The organism is Clostridium oryzae (assembly GCF_002029235.1).
GTDB lineage: Bacteria > Bacillota > Clostridia > Clostridiales > Clostridiaceae > Clostridium_AE > Clostridium_AE oryzae.
The window spans coordinates 74,870-94,888 of record NZ_MZGV01000009.1; the positions used below are offsets into that span (position 1 = coordinate 74,870).

19 protein-coding genes, 5 tRNA genes and 1 riboswitch are annotated in these 20,019 nt (G+C 32.9%); of the genes, 23 read left to right on the forward strand and 1 reads right to left on the reverse strand.

The features are described 5' to 3' along the window. From atpG to mreB, 9 genes are all read left to right on the forward strand, one after another. The gene (gene atpG / locus CLORY_RS06125) at window positions 1-849 is read left to right on the forward strand and encodes an ATP synthase F1 subunit gamma (RefSeq protein WP_079422629.1); all 849 of its coding nucleotides are present in this window, start codon (window positions 1-3) and stop codon (window positions 847-849) included. Window positions 850-885: 36 nt separating this feature from the next. Further along, on the forward strand, window positions 886-2,286 hold the full coding sequence (atpD, locus tag CLORY_RS06130) for a F0F1 ATP synthase subunit beta (protein ID WP_079422630.1): 1,401 nt from the start codon (window positions 886-888) through the stop codon (window positions 2,284-2,286). 13 nt (window positions 2,287-2,299) lie between these two features. Continuing rightward, window positions 2,300-2,713 (forward strand): F0F1 ATP synthase subunit epsilon, encoded by a 414-nt coding sequence (locus CLORY_RS06135; protein ID WP_079422631.1) that lies wholly within the window; start codon window positions 2,300-2,302, stop codon window positions 2,711-2,713. A gap of 586 nt (window positions 2,714-3,299) precedes the next feature. Beyond that, window positions 3,300-3,983, forward strand: coding sequence for a hypothetical protein (locus tag CLORY_RS06140; RefSeq protein WP_079422632.1), 684 nt, complete (start codon window positions 3,300-3,302; stop codon window positions 3,981-3,983). A 19-nt stretch (window positions 3,984-4,002) separates the two neighbouring features. After that, window positions 4,003-5,253, forward strand: coding sequence for a UDP-N-acetylglucosamine 1-carboxyvinyltransferase (gene murA, locus CLORY_RS06145; protein WP_079422633.1), 1,251 nt, complete (start codon window positions 4,003-4,005; stop codon window positions 5,251-5,253). Between the two features lie 184 nt (window positions 5,254-5,437). Next, window positions 5,438-6,508 carry a stage II sporulation protein D gene (gene spoIID / locus CLORY_RS06150; protein WP_169911546.1) on the forward strand — a complete coding sequence of 357 codons (1,071 nt, stop codon included), beginning with the start codon at window positions 5,438-5,440 and terminating at the stop codon, window positions 6,506-6,508. Between the two features lie 356 nt (window positions 6,509-6,864). Further along, window positions 6,865-7,617: a M23 family metallopeptidase gene (locus CLORY_RS06155; protein WP_079422635.1), complete on the forward strand. Its 753-nt coding sequence runs from the start codon at window positions 6,865-6,867 to the stop codon at window positions 7,615-7,617. Window positions 7,618-7,898: 281 nt separating this feature from the next. Continuing rightward, a complete protein-coding gene (gene spoIIID, locus CLORY_RS06160; protein ID WP_079422636.1) occupies window positions 7,899-8,153 on the forward strand; it encodes a sporulation transcriptional regulator SpoIIID in 255 nt (84 codons plus the stop codon). 86 nt (window positions 8,154-8,239) lie between these two features. Further along, complete coding sequence (gene mreB, locus CLORY_RS06165; protein ID WP_079422637.1) at window positions 8,240-9,253, forward strand: rod shape-determining protein; 1,014 nt, start codon at window positions 8,240-8,242, stop codon at window positions 9,251-9,253. Between the two features lie 129 nt (window positions 9,254-9,382). On the opposite strand, the gene yyaC is transcribed toward mreB, so the two are convergent. After that, entirely contained in the window at window positions 9,383-9,907 is a 525-nt protein-coding gene (gene yyaC, locus CLORY_RS06170; protein ID WP_079422638.1) for a spore protease YyaC, read from the reverse strand. 147 nt (window positions 9,908-10,054) lie between these two features. Between yyaC and CLORY_RS06175 the strand changes: the two genes are divergently transcribed. From CLORY_RS06175 to CLORY_RS06240, 14 genes are all read left to right on the forward strand, one after another. Further along, window positions 10,055-10,669 carry a hypothetical protein gene (locus CLORY_RS06175; protein WP_079422639.1) on the forward strand — a complete coding sequence of 205 codons (615 nt, stop codon included), beginning with the start codon at window positions 10,055-10,057 and terminating at the stop codon, window positions 10,667-10,669. 157 nt (window positions 10,670-10,826) lie between these two features. After that, window positions 10,827-10,898: transfer RNA gene (locus CLORY_RS06180), tRNA-Thr, on the forward strand. Between the two features lie 6 nt (window positions 10,899-10,904). Next, window positions 10,905-10,986: transfer RNA gene (locus CLORY_RS06185), tRNA-Tyr, on the forward strand. Between the two features lie 10 nt (window positions 10,987-10,996). Beyond that, window positions 10,997-11,072 (forward strand) — tRNA-Val (locus CLORY_RS06190). 16 nt (window positions 11,073-11,088) lie between these two features. Beyond that, window positions 11,089-11,163, forward strand: a tRNA-Thr gene (locus CLORY_RS06195). A gap of 3 nt (window positions 11,164-11,166) precedes the next feature. Next, window positions 11,167-11,248, forward strand: a tRNA-Tyr gene (locus tag CLORY_RS06200). A 384-nt stretch (window positions 11,249-11,632) separates the two neighbouring features. After that, window positions 11,633-11,733, forward strand: a riboswitch (SAM riboswitch). Window positions 11,734-11,846: 113 nt separating this feature from the next. Beyond that, window positions 11,847-13,022, forward strand: a complete 1,176-nt coding sequence (gene metK / locus CLORY_RS06205; RefSeq protein WP_079422640.1) for a methionine adenosyltransferase — start codon at window positions 11,847-11,849, stop codon at window positions 13,020-13,022. A gap of 189 nt (window positions 13,023-13,211) precedes the next feature. After that, window positions 13,212-15,455, forward strand: a complete 2,244-nt coding sequence (recD2, locus tag CLORY_RS06210) for an SF1B family DNA helicase RecD2 (protein WP_079422641.1) — start codon at window positions 13,212-13,214, stop codon at window positions 15,453-15,455. A gap of 14 nt (window positions 15,456-15,469) precedes the next feature. Beyond that, window positions 15,470-16,495 (forward strand): hypothetical protein, encoded by a 1,026-nt coding sequence (locus CLORY_RS06215; protein WP_079422642.1) that lies wholly within the window; start codon window positions 15,470-15,472, stop codon window positions 16,493-16,495. Further along, window positions 16,468-17,145, forward strand: coding sequence for a ComF family protein (locus tag CLORY_RS06220; RefSeq protein WP_079422643.1), 678 nt, complete (start codon window positions 16,468-16,470; stop codon window positions 17,143-17,145). The genes CLORY_RS06215 and CLORY_RS06220 overlap by 28 nt, the downstream gene beginning before the upstream one ends. Window positions 17,146-17,553: 408 nt before the next feature. Next, window positions 17,554-18,126 carry a cupin domain-containing protein gene (locus CLORY_RS06225; protein WP_079422644.1) on the forward strand — a complete coding sequence of 191 codons (573 nt, stop codon included), beginning with the start codon at window positions 17,554-17,556 and terminating at the stop codon, window positions 18,124-18,126. A gap of 146 nt (window positions 18,127-18,272) precedes the next feature. Then, a complete protein-coding gene (locus tag CLORY_RS06230) occupies window positions 18,273-18,566 on the forward strand; it encodes an ArsR/SmtB family transcription factor (RefSeq protein WP_079422645.1) in 294 nt (97 codons plus the stop codon). Between the two features lie 28 nt (window positions 18,567-18,594). Then, window positions 18,595-18,834, forward strand: a complete 240-nt coding sequence (locus CLORY_RS06235; RefSeq protein WP_079422646.1) for a thioredoxin family protein — start codon at window positions 18,595-18,597, stop codon at window positions 18,832-18,834. A 113-nt stretch (window positions 18,835-18,947) separates the two neighbouring features. Further along, the gene (locus CLORY_RS06240) at window positions 18,948-19,916 is read left to right on the forward strand and encodes a permease (RefSeq protein ID WP_079422647.1); all 969 of its coding nucleotides are present in this window, start codon (window positions 18,948-18,950) and stop codon (window positions 19,914-19,916) included. Window positions 19,917-20,019: the final 103 nt, after the last annotated feature.

A 20,019-nucleotide genomic window follows, 5' to 3' on the forward strand; every position in this document is an offset into this window, starting at 1 on the left:
ATGGCTGGAGCAGGTCTTATAACCATAAGAAGAAGAATGAAATCTGTAACCAATACGCTTAAAATAACTAAAGCCATGGGACTTGTAGCTACTTCGAAACTCAGGAAAGTGCGTGTTTCATTAAATAGTGCAGAGATATTTAGTAAGCGGTATGCTTCAATATTTGAAGCAGTAAGAAATGCTTATGCAGAGAGCAGTGTTTTTGTTACTGGAAATAAGAGTAGCAAAAAACTGTATATTGTTATAACCTCCGAAAGTGGACTTTGTGGAGGCTATAACGCATCTGTAGTAAACAAGGTTTCTGAGATTACAGGTAACGATAAGGCTGATTCATTGATTCTTGTGGTTGGTCAAAAAGGACGTGGATATTTTAATAGATTAAAATATGAAACTGCTGCAGAGTATGTAGAAGTTTCTGACGTACCTTCATTAAAAGAAACAAATGAAATATTCTCCAAGGCTATATCTCTTTACTTAAACGGAGAAGTCGGAGAAGTAAATATAGTTTTTACAAAATTTATATCTTCTGTTAAGCAAGTTATAACAGTAGATAAATTATTGCCTATTGAAAAAAATGAAAAAGGTACTGTTGAAGATTTTGTTTTTGAGCCTTCAATAGAGTCTATTTTCGATTATGCGGTAAAGGAGAACATTAAAAATAAGATTTATTATGCATTGACGTCTGCTAAAGCTAGTGAGCATTCATCAAGAATGACTGCTATGGACAATGCATCTGAAAATGCTAATGATATCTTGGATAAGCTTGCACTGAAGTATAACAGAATAAGACAGTTCTCTATAACCCAGGAAATAACTGAAATTGTTGGAGGAGCAGAAGCTCAGAGATAAAATATATTAGCAGTTAGCTTTAGAAGGAGGAACAATATGGCCCAAAATGTTGGTAAAGTTGTACAGGTCATAGGCCCGGTAATAGATATAAAATTCGATGCGGAATTCCTTCCAAATATATTTAATGCCCTTGAAATTAAAATGGAAAACGGAATTTTAATAGCTGAAGTTGAGCAGCATATCGGTGACGATATTGTAAGAGCTATAGCTATGGAAGCTACAGAGGGATTAAAAAGAGGAATGGAAGCTGTAGATACCGGTAAGCCTATATCAGTACCTGTTGGTGATGGAGTGCTTGGTAGACTATTCAATGTTTTAGGAAAACCGATTGACAATGTAAATGAACCAGTTAAAACTGATTTGGCTTATCCTATTCATAGAAGTGCACCAAGTTTCGAAGAACAATCAGTTGAACCTGAGATGTTTGAGACAGGAATAAAAGTAATTGATTTGATAGCACCATATCAAAAAGGTGGAAAAATTGGATTATTTGGTGGTGCTGGAGTTGGAAAAACCGTTTTAATTCAGGAACTTATTAATAATATAGCTAAGCAGCACGGAGGTATATCTGTATTTACTGGTGTTGGTGAAAGAACAAGAGAAGGTAATGACCTTTATCACGAAATGAGAGAATCAGGAGTTATAAATAAGACTGCTCTTGTTTTTGGTCAGATGAATGAACCACCTGGTGCAAGAATGAGAGTTGCACTTACTGGACTTACTATGGCTGAATATTTTAGAGATAGAGGCCAAGATGTTCTTTTGTTTATAGATAATATATTTAGATTTACTCAGGCAGGTTCTGAAGTTTCAGCATTACTTGGAAGAATACCTAGTGCTGTTGGATACCAGCCAACACTAGCAACTGAAATGGGAGCACTTCAGGAGAGAATTACTTCAACTAAACATGGATCAATAACTTCTGTTCAGGCTGTATATGTGCCTGCAGATGACCTTACTGATCCTGCTCCTGCAACTACATTTTCACATCTTGATGCAACTACTGTTTTATCAAGATCTATATCAGAGCTGGGAATTTACCCTGCAGTAAGTCCATTAGAATCATCTTCGAGAATACTTGATCCAAGAGTAGTTGGAGAAGAGCATTATGAAGTTGCAACAAAAGTAAAGCATGTACTTGAGCGTTATCAGGAACTTCAAGATATTATAGCTATACTTGGTATGGATGAACTATCTGAAGAAGATAAACTTGCAGTAACAAGAGCTAGAAAGGTTCAAAGATTTTTCTCACAGCCATTTGTTGTTGGTGAACAATTCTTGGGCATAAAAGGAAAATATGTACCCGTAAAAGATACAGTACGTGGATTTAAAGAAATACTTGAAGGAAAATGCGATGATATGCCTGAATCCGCATTTCTGTTTGTTGGAACAATTGAAGAGGCTAGAGAAAAAGCTAATAAAATATTAAATTCATAAAGGAGTGGGATTTATGAGCAATAAATTTGATCTTACAATTCTTACTCCACAAAAACAGTTTTATAAAGGCGAAGCTACTAGCATCAAGTGTAAAGGTGTGGACGGTGAGTTTGAGGTACTTAGCAATCATATGCCTTTAGTTACTGTACTTATGCCTTGGATAACTGAAATTTCTGATGCAGATGGAAAAACTCGTAAATTTTTCAGTTCTGATGGAATTATTAAGGTTGAAAAGGGAAAAGTGGAAGTGCTTTGCAGCTCTTGTGAATGGCCAGAAGACATAGATGCTAAGAGAGCTGAGGAGGCTAAAAAGAGAGCTGAGAGCAGATTAAAACAGGACGATGACATAGATGCAAGAAGAGCTGAAATGGCTTTACTAAAATCTATAATGAGATTAAAACTTAAGGGAACAGATTTTCATGGTTAACCATGAAAATCTGTTTTTTTACTTTTTAAGAAAATTATGTTTTTGTCAATTGTAGATAACTTTTGGATAATGTTAAGGTGCACCAATAAATAGGAGAAAAGGTAATCACTAAATGAAAAAACAGTACATCGTGTTTATGAAGAAGTTAAAGATAAATAGTAAAATATTTTGAAGTTTGTAAATTAAGATGTTAAGGCAACAGAAATAATAAAATGAAAGTATTATATAAAGATTAAGAGATAGGGCATAGAAAAGATTACATCAGAAGTAGGCATTTGGAGTGAGTTTAGTAATTACCCATGTCTTTGAGGGGAATTTCCGTTAAGATGGCGAATTGTTTGAGGCGCAGCCGAGTTATGAGCCATTAGGAAATTTCCATCAAAGATGTGGTGTAATTACTTAATGAACGGAATTAGCCTACGTAGGATGTAATCTTTTTTTATATTCACACTTTTTTTAAATCACTATATATTAATAATATCTTAAATACTTTTTAGCATAAATAAAAAAGACTATTTTATACAGACAGCTGCATAAAAAATGAAAATAATGGTAATAATTACAAAAGTGAAAGGCTGGGGGTATGATGAATTATAGATATAAGATAGTTTTGTATTTATGCTTACTTATAATTTCCATAATGGGTAATGGCACTTTTTTTCAGAATAATAGACTTAATTCTCGGTTAATAAATTCAGTAAGCGGAAAAATAGTTGAATCAGGTATGGAATATAGCTTGCAATTGGATGACACACAGAACATCCATATGGATGAACTAATAAGAAATATTTATAATAAGATTTCGTGGAGCTATAGGAAGTACAGCGGAGGAGCAGAGGAAGTTGCTTATCTTGATCAAGATAATATACATGCAAGCATAAAGATAGTCAGAGGCAAAGACACAAAGGTATTCATTTCATTATCTGAAGAAGGGAAACAACAGCTAATAAGTAAAATAGAAAAAAAACTAGATAATTTCGTTGAAGTGAAGAACTTTAATAGTAATAGCTATAAGTACGTAAAAGTAAAATGCATGGAAAGCAGTATGATTAATTGTGAAAAAGCTATAGAAAAAACTATTAGGAATGATAATGGCAACAACATTGATCGAATAAGAATTAGTAATGGCTATAGTATAACAGCTTTGATTGGAAAAGGTCCGGTTAAGAAAATAGGAGACAAACTAATAAATCTAAATTGTGCTATTTGCAGGTATAATACAGGAACTTATCTAGTAATAGGAAGTCCTATAATTAGTATAACTTATTAACAATTTCTTGGAGGACAATATGGAAAAGATAGTAGTAAAAGGTGGATATAAATTAAGTGGAGAAGTGAATATAGATACTGCAAAGAATTCTGTTCTGCCTATAATTGCAGCAAGCATACTTTGCGGCGATAGATGCTGCATAAAAAATTCACCTAGATTAGAGGATGTTAATGTAATATGTAACCTGCTTAGATCTATGAAAGCAGATATAGAGTTTGATGGTAATGACATATATATTAATACAAGAAATATGGTGCCTATAGAACCTAATAAAGAATTGGTGGGAAAGATGAGAGCATCGTTTTTTATTATGGGTCCAATGCTAGCCAGATTTAGGAGATTTAAAACAGCATTGCCTGGAGGATGTAATATAGGCTCAAGGCCCATAGATCTTCATTTAAAAGGCCTTGCTGCGTTAGGAGCAACAATAACTCAGGGACATGGATATGTTGAAGCTACTGCACCAAAATTAAAAGGAAATAGAGTATATCTTGATTTTCCATCTGTTGGGGCTACAGAAAATATTTTAATGGCAGCTATATTTGCAGAAGGTGAAACCATAATTGAAAATGCAGCGGCTGAACCAGAGATAGAGGATTTAGCTGCTTTTATAAACTATATGGGCGGTAAGATAATAGGAGCAGGTACAGATACTATTAATATAATAGGCGTTAATAGTCTGCATGGAACCACACATACTCCTATATATGATAGAATAGAGGCAGGTACATTTATGGTAGCTGCAGCTATTACAAGAAGCAAAATAAAAATCAATGGAGTAAAACAAGAACATTTAAAACCAGTTGTTGCAAAGCTTAAAGAGTGCGGGGTTATCATGGAGACGACAGACAATGGAATTATTGTGAATGCTACAGAGGAATTATGTCCCGTTGATATTAAAACTATGCCATACCCAGGATTCCCTACTGATATGCAGGCACAAATGATGTCTCTTATGTGCACTGTGCCTGGAACGAGTCTAATAACTGAAACCGTGTTTGAAAATAGATTTATGCATGCATCGGAACTAAAAAGAATGGGAGCAAATATCAAAATAGACGGTAGAATAGCTATTGTAGAGGGAATAGAAAAACTTAGCGGAGCAGAAGTAAAGGCAAGTGATCTTAGAGCGGGTGCTGCATTAATTCTTGCGGGACTAGCAGCAGACGGAATTACTACTGTAAATGATATTTATCATCTTGATAGAGGATATGTTGAAATAGAAAAAAAATTAAAAAAGCTTGGTGCTGAAATAAAAAGGACTATTTAAATTTTATAAGAGTATATTTAATATATAATGAATTGCATAATTACAATTTAGATTTTTTACTGAAATAAAGATATATTTCTAGTAGAAAGAATAATTATAATTATGCCATTTTTTATTATCTGAAGATATTTGATTTAGAATATATCTTCTTGTATTATTTATAAAATTGGGATGGGGTATGTATATGAGAAACGTAAATATGGTATCAATGAATACAAAATTAAAGTATGCAATTATTATTATTGTACTGATTGTTATTCTGATGCCTGTAGCAGCAATTATGACCAATATTACTGGCTACGATTCTAGTGATGTAAAGAATCTTGAAAAGGTTCAAGAGTATAAATTATCAGACAAAGATGTAAAAGCTAATGGCATAGATATAAGGCGAGATAAAATAAGAGTGTATTTGGCAAAACAAAAAAAAGTTAAAAAAATTAAAATAGAAGACTATGTTGTTGGAGTAGTATCCGGAGAGATGCCTGCAGGATTCAGCGATGAGGCCCTTAAAGCACAAGCTGTAGCAGCCAGAACCTATGCAATAGCGCATATGAAAGTAGATCAGAATATAAATAATGGGATACAAGGGGCAGATGTTACCGATACAACTAAAAATCAAGTTTATATCGGAAAGACTCAAAGATTAAAGTTATGGCCTAAAGCTGACAGATATAAACTTTGGAATAAAATTGTACATGCAGTTAATGCAACTAAAGGTCAGGTTCTTACCTATAGAAATAATTTAGTTATGAATCCTCAATATTTTGCTATGAGCAGTGGAAGGACGGAGAGTGCAAAAGCCGTTTTTGGCTCCAATGTACCCTATTTAAAGAGTGTAAAAAGCTCAGGAGAAAGTAAGTTAGATAACTACAAGACTGTTAAGTTATTTACTAAGAGTAACTTATCTACAATTATAGATACAAAATATCCTAAAGCAGACGTGAGAGAAAGTCAAATTAGTCAAGACATACATATTTTAAAAAGAAGTTCAGCTGGAGGAGTTCTAAAAATCAAACTTAGAAAAGAAACGATAAAGGGAACTGATTTTAGATTTATGTTAGGGTTAAGATCAACGAATTTTACAATAACATATGCAGGAAACGAAGTTAAGATAAAATGTATAGGTTCTGGTCATGGTGTTGGAATGAGTCAATGGGGAGCCAATATTATGGCTAAGGAGGGGAAGAACTATGAAGAAATTCTTAAGCATTATTATACTGGAGTAGAAATAAAAAAATTAGTTAATGACGATTAAATAAGAAAATAAGAAATGATGAATTAATAGTGAAGATATAAATTTAGCTGCAATAATTTCAACAAAATATTATATAACTATGAATAAATACAAACTTTCCAGAATTAATGAATTAAACCTGGAAAGTTTTTTATTTTGTGAACTACTAAAATGTAGAAATCATAATATAGAAAATAATGTTACTAAATGCATAGAGTTAGCATAAGGATGATTGATTGATGGAGGCATTTTTCAGTTGACAGAGGTCACTCATCCTATAAAAATGTCAAATTAAGTCACAAAATAAGGAAACATTTTCATAAAAAATATGTATTATTTGCCTACCTTTGGACAGACTACAAAATGGAGGTGTTCATATGGATAAAAAATTATTCAGAAAATCATCAAACTTTTTTAAGAAGGAGGGATTCTATGTAATCTTATTTGTTTGCTTATGCATAGTAGCTACTGTTGCAGTCATAGCTACAAGAAATAAATATGTTGCTGATAAAAAAGTATCAGTTGCACAGAAACAGAATTCTAAAAAGATTGCAAAGAATTCAGCGGATACCCAAAAAGTTAAGATTCCAAATGCGCTAGAGGTGAATAAGAAATCTAATACTAAAAAAAATATATCTAATACTAAAAATAAAGGAAAGAAAAGTTCAACAGCACCTGTAGGAAAAAGTGTGGAATACAAATTTATTAGGCCTGTTATTGGAAGTAATACTGCAACAAAATATACTACTGGTCTAATTAAATGTGAAACTATAGGAACGTACAAAACTGATAATGGTATAGAAATATCCGCTAAACTTGGAAGTAAGGTATCAGCTGTTTTAGATGGAAAAGTTACTGCTATTGGAAACGATGAAACAGAATTAGGTCAGTACATAATAGTTGATCATCAAAATGGATTAAAAACTGTGTACGGAAATCTTAAGAATGAGATAAAACTTAAAGTTGGTGACAGAGTTAAAAGAGGAGAAGTAATTGGAGAAGTTGGAAAGACCCAAGGAAGCTACACCAATGAAAAGTATGGAGATCATCTACATTTTGAGGTAATGAAAGATGGTAAATATGTAGATCCTGCCAGATATATTTCTTATAAGACATTTAAATCCAATTAATTTATTGTGTTGAAATTAAAATAACCTATGATAAATATCTTTTAGCACTAAAGGTCAAGTAAAGAGTTTTTATAAGTTTATACATACGCATAATTTAGGTGTATGTATAAACTATAATAACTCATTAGCTAATATAAATGGTTATTCTTAATTGAAATATTTCGTTAAACTAACATGTTTAACTACAATGTGACAGAATATTTTGTTTCAAATATGCAGCTGTAATTTAAAAATAGCATGCTGCATATTTATAAATTATAGATAAATAAGGAGGTAGTACGTTGAAGGACTACATTGAAGAGAGAGTACTTGAAGTTGCTAACTATATAATTGACTCGAAAGCAACTATAAGAAAAACTGCAAAAGTTTTTGGCGTAAGCAAAAGTACTATTCATAAAGACATGACAGAAAGATTGCCTAAAATTAATCCTATGATTGCAAAGCAAGCAAAGGTTATATTAGATATAAATAAAGCAGAGAGACATATAAGGGGTGGAAAAGCTACAAAGATGAAGTATAAAGCTATTGAAGGTTAACGGCATTACTAGTATAATTATTAAGAGGATTTTGTAATCTTTTAGTAATTTAAATAAAATGTTGTAATGTCGGGAGTGAATTTGTAATGTGGTTTTTTGGTATGGGTACAGATATTGGAATAGATTTAGGAACGGCTACCGTTCTAGTCTACATCAAGGGTAAAGGAGTAATTTTAAAAGAGCCATCAGTTGTTGCTATTGATAAACAAACTAATAGAGTGTTAGCTGTAGGAGAAGAAGCAAGGCAGATGATAGGAAGGACTCCTGGAAATATAATTGCTATAAGACCATTAAGAGATGGTGTTATATCAGATTATGACATAACAGAGAAAATGCTTAAACATTTTATTAGAAAGGCTTGTGGACGAAAAAAAATATCTGCACCTAGAGTGATGGCTTGTGTACCCTGTGAAGCCACAGAAGTAGAAAAGAGAGCAGTTAAAGATGCAGCAGTAAATGCCGGAGCCAAAAAAGTCTTTTTAATTGAAGAACCTTTAGCTGCAGCTATAGGGTCCGGACTTGATATAACAAAGGCTAGCGGAAACATGATAATAGATATAGGAGGAGGTACTACAGATATAGCTGTAATATCACTTGATGGTATGGTGGTAAGATCATCTATAAAAGTAGCAGGAGACAAATTCGACGAAGCGATTATTAGGTACATAAGAAAAAAACACAAGCTTATGATTGGAGAAAGAACTGCAGAAAATTTAAAAATAAATATAGGTACTGCATATAAGAGAGAAGAAGATAGTTATATGGACATTAGAGGTAGAGATTTAATAACAGGTTTACCTAAAAATATAACAATAACTTCTGAAGAAATTAGTGATGCATTGTATGAAACTGTAATGGAAATTGCTGAGTGTGCCCATTCTGTATTAGAAAAGACTCCACCAGAATTGGCCGCTGATATAATGGAAAAAGGGATTGTCATGACTGGCGGAGGATCGCTTTTACATGGTCTTGATGAATTGATATCTCAAAGGACAAAAGTTCCGGTTCGTGTTGCAGATAATGCTGTATCCTGTGTAGCTATAGGAACAGGTGAGGCTTTAGAATATTTAGACATCTTAGAAACAGGCTTATATAATTAGCTATAAATTGAATACTTGTAAAATAAATTATATGAGTAAAGGTGAATTTTCATTCACCTTTATTTTTTTTTACTCTTTAGGAAACACCTTTCAAACGAGCATTCATAGGAATAAATACTATAATTAAACTTAGTTTGAGCTCATATTTACAGCATAAAAAAGAGCATCTACTATTACTTTTGATATATTTATGATCAAATCCAGTCTAATGGATCGATTTGAAAAAAGTTCATTATTTTCAATTGTATCAACTATGCCTATTATGGATATCTCACCGACTAATGGAAGTGATTTACCAACACCTTTGCCAGGATGAATAGGATAATTGCGTATTTGAATTTCACCTATGGAATCGGTATCTCCTAGGCATGCGTCTATTCCTATTAAATTAGCTTTGGGATGCATATGATTTATCTGAGAAAGTTCTTTTTTTAGATTCAAAGCATGTATTGGTTTTGATATTGTTCCATAAACAGGTAAAGGGAAATGTTTTTCTTGTAAAAGGGTTCCAACCATTGGACCTAAACAATCACCTATACATCTATCTGTACCAATACAAACAATAACACTATCTTTGTCTAAATGTTGTTTTAAGAAAAATGCTAACTCATAATAGGCAAGAGAATCTTTGTAGTGAACTTTAACCTTATTCAAGTGATAACACCCCCTATATATATATATGAGATGTAGTAGTCTTTATTAACTAAATTTTTAGTGTATTCTAAGAATAAAAAAATGGATAATGCGAAAGAATTGAAATATAGAAGATTTATATCAAAGCTTATAAATGGAGGTTTGATTTTGAGAAGAAAAATATACTCATTTTTAATAATAATATATACTTTATTAACGGTCTTGATAATAAGCTGTTACAAACCAGATAAGGTTAAATTACCTAAACAGGATAATTATAAAGGATATAGTGTAAAACCAAATAACAAGAATAAGCCTGTAATTATAAAAGATAAAATTACAAAAAGAAATCTCGAAGAGACTAAAACTAAAACAAAAATTAAGACAAAAGTGAAAAAAAACAAAACAGCTATAAGAAAAAATCAAAAAAAGTATAAAAAAATATCAGAAAGTAAAAAAAAATATGATAATATGTTTACGACTACTCAAAAAAGTGAAGAGTATCCTGATAGTACTGCTGTTTTTAAAGTAAGCATTTATAATATACAAAAAGAGATTAGTTTTGCTGATAAACTCAAAATAATTTCGATAGTTCAGGGAATATCCCCTCAAGATTATAGTAAAGTATACGGATATTTACAGGATGAGGATGCTGTTGAAGCTATAATTAAGACATTTAAACTATTAAAGAAAAGATTGAGTGATGGTCAATATAATAAATTACAACAAGTTGCATCAAAGTATATAAATATGGATAAACTAAAGAATTATATAGAAAAATAAAAAATATAAATAGTGGGTTAAATAAGAGAAAAACGTATTTATGTCGAGTATTATTATGATAATCAGCCTATATGATATATGTTAATGGTTGAATTACTATGTAGTTCTATGTATACTATATTTTGTCGACTGCGGGGAAACGCAGTTAAAGATAAATGCTGGCATGGCTCAACGGTAGAGCAGCTGACTTGTAATCAGCAGGTTGTAGGTTCGATTCCTATTGCCAGCTTCATATGGAGGAATTCCCGAGCGGCCAAAGGGGGCAGACTGTAAATCTGTTGTCACCGACTTCGATGGTTCGAATCCATCTTCCTCCATCTAAATTATGGGCGCATAGCTCAGCTGGGAGAGCATCTGCCTTACAAGCAGAGGGTCACAGGTTCGAGCCCTGTTGTGCCCACCATAATTTAATATAATACGCTGGCATGGCTCAACGGTAGAGCAGCTGACTTGTAATCAGCAGGTTGTAGGTTCGATTCCTATTGCCAGCTCCATTCGGAGGAATTCCCGAGCGGCCAAAGGGGGCAGACTGTAAATCTGTTGTCACCGACTTCGATGGTTCGAATCCATCTTCCTCCATACTAAAGGTATCTATACGATGTATAGGTACTTTTTTTAGTCTTAAGGAAATTATGTGTTTTACAATCTTTACGTACCCACAGAGACCTACAAAAGGGTCTGGAAGCGCAGCGGACGCCGCAGGGGGTCAAGGCCTAAATGGCCTTGAACGAGCTATCTACGAGTGGCAACGAGTGAGATAGATAGCTCCGGTCCGGAGGATATAGGCCCCCTCCGGAATCGGCACTTGGTTTTGCCAATTTTTTTATATAGAATGAAAAACTTTATACTTTCAATATAATTATGAGGGGATAAACAGAAGTTACGAGAAATTACTACGCAATTTTATATTGACATAATGATAATACAATGGTAATATGAAATTGATAAAATCATATATGATAACTCTTATCAAGAGAGGCGGAGGGAAAAGGGCCCGATGAAACCCGGCAACCAGTGACAGCACAATGGTGCCAATTCCTGCAGTAAAGTCTGCAAGATAAGAGAGAAGGTTAACACCTCTTCTTATCGAAGAGCTTTTTTTTATTTTTTGTAAAGAGAAAGGAGAGAGTAAGAACTAGGCTTGAAATAATATTTTTAAGCATAGTTTTGATGTGTTATGAAAAGATTATTTACATCAGAATCAGTTACAGAAGGGCATCCAGATAAAATGTGTGATCAAATTTCAGATGCTATATTAGATAGTATACTTGAAAGTGATCCTAATGCTAGGGTAGCTTGTGAAACAACCGTTACTACAGGTATGGTAATGGTAATGGGAGAGATATCAACAAATTGTTATGTAGATATACCGAAAGTAGTTAGAAAGACCGTAGAGGAAATAGGATATACTAGAGCCAAATATGGCTTTGATGCAGCTACATGTTCTGTTTTAACTTCTATAGATGAACAATCAGCAGATATAGCTATGGGAGTTAATGAGGCTCTTGAAGCTAAAAAAGGCGAAATGGATGCTATAGAAGCTATTGGCGCTGGAGATCAAGGTATGATGTTTGGATATGCTACAAATGAGACACCAGAATATATGCCTTTACCTATAGCTATGGCTCATAAACTTGCAAAACAGCTTTCTAATGTGAGAAAAGATGGTACGGTTTCTTATCTACGTCCAGACGGTAAGACTCAAGTAACAGTAGAATATGAGGATAACAAACCAGTTAGGATTGATGCAATTGTAATTTCCACACAGCATGGACCTGAGGCTACTCATGAGCAGATAGAGAAGGACATGATAGAAAAAGTTATAAAACCAATCGTTCCAGCTGAATTACTAGATGCAGATACTAAATATTATATAAATCCTACAGGTCGATTTGTCATAGGTGGACCACAGGGTGATACTGGACTTACTGGCAGAAAAATAATAGTTGATACCTATGGTGGATATGGAAGACATGGAGGCGGAGCTTTCTCAGGAAAGGATCCAACAAAGGTTGACCGTTCAGCTGCATATGCTGCAAGATGGGTTGCTAAAAACCTTGTCGCTGCAGGATTAGCAGATAAACTTGAAATTGAATTAGCTTACGCTATAGGAGTAGCTAAACCAGTATCTATTGAAGTTGATACTTTTGGAACAGGAAAAATCTCGGATGATAGAATAGTAGAGATAATTAATAAAGTTTTTGATTTGAGACCAGCTGCTATTATTAAGAATCTGGATTTAAGAAGACCTATATATAGGCAAACAGCTGCATATGGTCATTTTGGAAGAACTGATATTGATATACCTTGGGAAAAACTTAACAAGGTAGAGAAGATAAAAGCTTTATTATAATAGCTGTGAAAAGACTGTCTTTATATTTTATAAAGGCAGTTTTTTTCTTAAGTATATATTAAAAGTCTATCAGTACATTAATGTGGTAATAATTATAAGGGATTGAGTTTGAGAATATATTAGAGTATTCTATAAATACAGGAAATAACATTTGTTATTTAAATTTTATATTTTTGTTCTGGAGGGTTTATGTCTGATATTCAAGGTGTAGTGGAAGAAGTAGTATTTAAAAATGAAGAAAATGGGTATGTGGTAGCAAAACTTAAAACTGGTAAAGAGACCATTACGATTATTGGAACAATACCATATATTAATGAGGGACAAAATCTAAGTGTAAAAGGTGAATGGGTGCTACATCCACATTTTGGACGTCAATTGAAGGTTGATAGCTGCGAGGAGATATTACCATCCACAGTAAAAGGTATAGAAACATATTTAGCATCGGGAGTTATTTTTGGAATCGGACCTGTAACTGCAAAAAAAATTGTAGAAAAGTTCGGTGAGAAATCTCTTGATGTATTAGAAAACCATATTGAACTTTTGAAGGATATAGAAGGTATAGGAGATAAAAAGCTTGATATCATATATGAATCATACTGTAAGCAAAGAGAAGTAAAGGATGTAATAATATTTCTTCAAAGTTACGGTATAAGTAATAATCAATGTGTGAAAATTTACAATAAGTTTGGAAATGAATCTGTACAGATAGTTAAGAATAATCCTTACGTATTAACAGAACAAATAAGGGGTATAGGCTTTAAAACAGCAGATAAAATAGCTAAAAGTATGGGTATAGAGACGGATTCACCATTTCGAATTCAAAGTGGAATAAAATATGTAATTAATGAATTTTGTGCTATGGGTAATACATATATGCCTATAGAAAAAGTTATTAAGAACTGTATGGACATACTAACTGTAAAAAGAGAAGATGTAGAAAAGAACCTTATTGAGAGTGCCGTAGACGGAAAAATTAAAATTGAAAAAGTAGATGGTACTGATTGTGTGTTTACACTTCCGTATTATTATTGTGAACTTAGTATTACTAAAAAGATATTGACCATGTGCTATAGCGCTTATGATAAGCTTGAAATTGACATAGATAAGAAGATAGAAGAGTTTGAACATAACAACAGTATTAAGTTCGCTGCTACTCAAAAAGAAGCTATAGCAGGAATAATAAATAATGGAGTGGAAATAATTACTGGAGGACCAGGAACGGGAAAAACGACTATAATTAACTGTATTTTAAATGTATTCGAGGAGTTAGGATTAACGGTTATGATGGGAGCACCAACAGGCCGTGCAGCTAAGAGAATGACTGAAGCTACAGGCAGAGAAGCAAAGACAATTCACAGGCTATTGGAGTTAGGCTATGGAGATGATGATACCGCTGTATTTGAAAAGGGTGAAGATAGCCCTTTAGAGTGTGATGTAATAATTATTGATGAGGCTTCTATGGTTGATGTAATGCTTATGAATAATTTGCTTCAGGCAATTGCGCTTGGAACCAGAATTATAATTGTAGGAGATGTTGATCAGCTTCCATCAGTGGGGGCAGGAAATGTACTTAGAGATTTAATTGAAAGCTCTAGTATAAAAGTTGTGAAGCTTAATGAAATATTTAGGCAATCAAATAACAGTCTTATAACAATAAATGCACATAGAATAAACAATGGGGAAATGCCAATTTTAAATGAGAAAGACAAGGACTTCTATTTTATAAGAGAAGAAGATCCTATGAAGATAAAAAATACACTCATAGATTTAATTAATAAAAGACTTCCTAAGTTTAATCAAAGTTGGGATAGGTTGAGGGATATGCAGATTCTTACGCCTATGAGAAAAGGAACTCTTGGTGTCTACAATCTTAACAAGGAACTTCAGAAAATATTAAATGCAAAGGATGAAAAAAAGGAGGAAAGAGAATTCAGAGATACGATATTTAGAGTTGGAGATAAAGTTATGCAAACCAAAAATAATTATTCTCTGAAATGGATTAAAATAAATAGAAATGGCAAATATGATAATGACGGTGATAATGAGGGGTTAGGCGTATATAATGGGGATATAGGATTTATAGACAGCATAGATAATAAAATGAATACAGTTACTGTGATTTTTGATGATGAGAGGCAAGTAGTTTACGATTCCATATATCTGGATGAACTTGAATTGGCCTATTCAATAACCATACATAAAAGTCAAGGAAGCGAATTTCCAGTGGTTATAATTCCGTCATTTATGGGACCTCCAATGTTAATGAACAGGAACCTTATATATACAGGTATAACTAGGGCTAAAAAGCTTGTGGTTGTTGTAGGTTCGATAAAGGCCCTCAATTTTATGATTACTAACAACAGAAGTTTTGAAAGGTATTCGTCACTAAAGTGGAGAATAGAACAGGTCGTTTCAGATAATGCAGAAGAATAGATAGGAGGATTCGCATGCTTTTCCATACAGAAAATTCTCGTAAAATAAGACAGGATACAATGAAAAAAGTTACTGATTGGATTAATAGTGACAAAAGAGTACTAAACATTTTGAGTTTACCGTATGATGAAGTCGATATATTTCTACCTTTTATTGATTTTGAAATTAACAATGGAAAAAGAATATTATATATAACTGCAACAGAAAATGGATATGTCAATTTCATGAAGTTGATGAAAAAGAAACAGTTTGATAAATGCTGTTATGCTTATAATGAAATAAATAGTAGAATTCCTCGGGAAGCAGAAATTATAGTTACTAGTTTTAATTATGCAATATCTTTAGAAGAGAGTTTCGGACTAGTTATATACGATGAAGTACTGGAGTATTCCAATTATAGTAAATATGAAATTATGGATATATTAGCCAGGTATTATAAATATGATAGCAGAATAATAGCAAGATCTACAGAAGTAATATTAAAGAATGCGCCATGCATTGAAATAATATTCAGAGAAAAAAGAGTTCCTGTCAATGAACCTAGGTTTGTTAGTACCAGGCTGGATTTAGAAAAAGAAATTCCATACATAATGTATGAATATATACAATGGAGTATTATGAGACAGCGTAATCTATTAATCCTGACGTCTTCGAGGCAGAAAAATTTTCTAGTATGTCAACATCTAATCGAAATTAATAATGATCCTCACTTCCATATTGTAAAAATAGATAATCTAGATGATTTGAATGAATTTAAAAGCACAGAGAGACTAGAAGCTGCGATAATAGTAACAAATTCTATGCATATACTAGAAGCTGCAAAAGAAAATATGGATTTTATTGTGTACGATAGTGAAAACAGGTATTTTGATTATAAAAAACTTGTATACTTGTGTGCAATGGCTTCTAAAAGTCCGCATGGAGAGAATGCTGAAGTCGTATTCTTATCTAGGAACATATCTACAGCTATGGAAAGGTGCAAAGAATTGATAAGAAATTTCAATAAAAAGGCATGGGAATTAGGATTAGTAAATATTTAAAATATCTATTTGACAGTGTGCTGGAAGTGATTTATGGAGATGATGGAAAGTGCGTGATATGTGGAAATTATTCAAATGGTGATGAACTATGTATAAACTGTAGGAAAAATATATGCTTAGAACTGTTAAATGTGAAACTTTACAGAGAAAAGTTATTTGTTCAATTTTATAGTTGTTGCTATTATGATATCCTTATAAAGGAACTAATTATTAAGTTAAAGTACAAATGTGATTTTAGAGCAGGCAGTGCGCTTGTTGACTTACTGCGTCAAACTTTTGATAGGTTGAAACTTAATCAAGAACTTTTTACATTTGTACCTTCTAGTGCAGAAGCATATGGCAGAAGAGGATATAATCCCAGCGAGTTTTTATGTAAAAAGCTATCAGATGCAGAAAATAAAAAGACAGTAGATTGTTTATATTTAAATAAAACTAAATCAGATCAGATAGGATTAGACGGCAACGAACGTTGGAAAAACTTAAAGGGTGCGTTTGGAGTCAGAGAAATTAAAGCTATAAAAAATAAAAATATTTTGTTAGTAGATGATGTAGTAACTACTGGAGCCACTGCTTTTTACTGTTCTAAAGCTTTGGTTGATGCGGGAGCAAAGTCCGTTACAGTATTGACTGTAGCTAAAAGTACGATATAATAGATATTAAGTTAGGTTTGTGGTTGAAAGTCGATGCCAGTCGCAGGCAAAACGATCCACGTAAGTTAGACAAAAGGTTTAATGAGCATGGTGCGGCTTAGAAGTAAGTCCTGCCGTGAAAAGCGAGAAAATTAGTAGTGAGAGGAATAAAACCGGGTAGCGAACATTTCAGCAGGCGAGTGTGGGGTCAAAGACCAGGTCAACTAACTTTTAAAACTAGTAAAATAGCGGTGTAGCAGTCTTTCCGGAGGCTGCTATATTTATTCTATTTTTAAAATTCCCGCCTGATTAAAAATAACGCACGGTAAGTTACACCTTAGGTACAAAGATGTTGTTATTTTCCAAATCACTTTCTCCATATATTAAGCATATCATGATATTGTAAGTATATCAAAGGAATGAATAAATATGTATAATGATTATCAAACGTACCCTTATCCTTATTATATAAACGCATCACAGTATAATTCAGACATTATGTGTGATGCTTACAACACATATCGCTGCCCTTATCACGGTAATATGCCGGCAAATAACTCAGACTTTTCAAAAGTTCAGCTAAAAGATTATGGACCACAACCATTTGTAGTTAATATTGAGGAGGCTACTAAGCAAAATAATAATTTTCGTACTGCCTTATGGACAGGAGAACATTTACAGCTTACCTTGATGAGCATCCCTGTTGGAGGGGAAATAGGTTTAGAGCGTCACTCTAACCTTGACCAATTTATACGTATTGAGGAGGGTCAAGGTATTGTTAAAATGGGTGACAGAAGAGATTACTTAGATTTTCAAGAAAGAGTCTACGATGATTTTATTTTTATCATACCTGCTGGCAAATGGCATAATTTAATTAATACAGGTAATAAACCAATTAAATTGTATTCTATTTATGCACCTCCTCAACATCCATATGGCACGGTTCATGCTACTAAAGCTGATGCAGAAGCTGCTGAACAGAATCGCGCCTATAGCTATTAAAAGAAAAAATACTAGGCAAATCAGTAAATAAGATGTGACAGCTTGTGCTGTAAGCTGTCACATCTATTATTGACAAAAGACAAGGAAAAACATATACTGACTATATAAGCATTTAATTATATAGTTATAACTCGAGGAGGGTCGTTATGCGTAAAGAAGAGTTAAGCATCAGAGTCTTTAAAGCTCTAGGACATCCTATAAGATATAAAATAGTTAAGTTTTTGTATGATGGACCTAAGTGTGTATGTAAATTAAATGAAGATATTGAATTTAGTCAGGCTAATCTATCTCAGCATTTAAAAATTCTTAAAGAAGCTGGTATTTTATCATCTGAAAAAATAGGGATGAATATGCATTATAGCCTTGCTAATGATGAAATCAAAAGTATTATCGATAGTGTAGATGAATTTGTTAGTAGTTACGATTATAATTTCAAATAAAAATATTTTAGATGGGAGGATTAAATTAATGGAAATAAAGATTTTAGGAACAGGGTGCTCAAATTGTAAAAAACTTGAGGCGAATACTAAAGAAGCTGTTAAGGAGCTTAATGTGGATGCCCAAATTATAAAAGTAGAAGATATTAGGGATATTATGAAGTATGGCGTTATGAGAACTCCAGCTATAGTTATTAATGAAAAAGTTAAAATGTTTGGTAAAGTTTGTACGGTTGATGAAATTAAGAAATATATAAGTGATGAAAAATAATAAAACTCATATTGGAGGACTTAGTTCTATAATAATTTAGGAATGAAGTCCTTTAAATTTGAAGACTATATAAGTAATTAATTATAAAGTTATAAAATTAATGGAGGAATACTATGTTTACACCTATACAAATTTTTGCTGATTGGCTTATTTATAATGTTTTGGAAATTAATAAGGAAAGCAGGCTTGGAAGTGCTCTTGATTTTTTTGTATTTGATACTATAAAAATATTTATCTTACTATTAATAATAATTTATGTAATTACTTTCATAAGAAGTTTTTTTCCTCCTGAAAAGACGAGAAAAATACTTGCTAGAAGTAAAGGAAATACGTTAGCAGGTCATGTTCTTGCAGCACTACTAGGAATAGTAACCCCATTTTGTTCATGTTCGGCAGTTCCTCTGTTTATCGGATTTGTTGAAGCTGGTGTTCCGCTGGGAGTTACATTTTCTTTTCTAATAGCTGCGCCAATGGTAAATGAGGTGGCACTAGGACTTCTTTATAGTCTATTTGGATTAAAAATAGCACTGTTCTATGTTGTATCTGGAGAAATAATAGCAATTATAAGCGGTATTATAATTGGTAAGCTAAAAATGGAAAAGCATGTAGAGAGTTATGTGTATGAAATGCAAATGAACGCTGATGTGAACGTGCCTAATCCTACTAGCAAAGAAAGGATAATGGATTCATGGAATTTTACTAAAGATTTAATAAAGAAGATATGGATATATGTAGTGATTGGTATAGCTATAGGAGGGGTTATGCATGGATGGATTCCAGCAGGAGCATTAGCAAGATATGCAGGCGAAAATAATCCGTTTGCAGTGTTTATAGCAGTGGCAATTGGTATTCCGCTTTATTCTAATGCTGCTGGTGTAATACCGTTAGTTAGTGAACTTACAAGAGCTGGTGTTTCAATGGGAACTTCTCTGGCATTTATGATGGCTGTTACAGGTCTAAGCTTACCAGAGGGTATCCTATTAAGAAGGGTTCTAAAGCCTAAATTATTAGCAGTGTTTTATGTAGTGGTAGGCTTAGGAATTGTATTTACTGGTTACCTATTTAATATCATAATAGTCTAATATATAAAGTAAATGTGTGATAAAGTCACTGATAAGACTAAGAATAGGGGAAATATGCTGTTAAATATAATCTTATATAAATTTATTTTCATACACAAAAGTA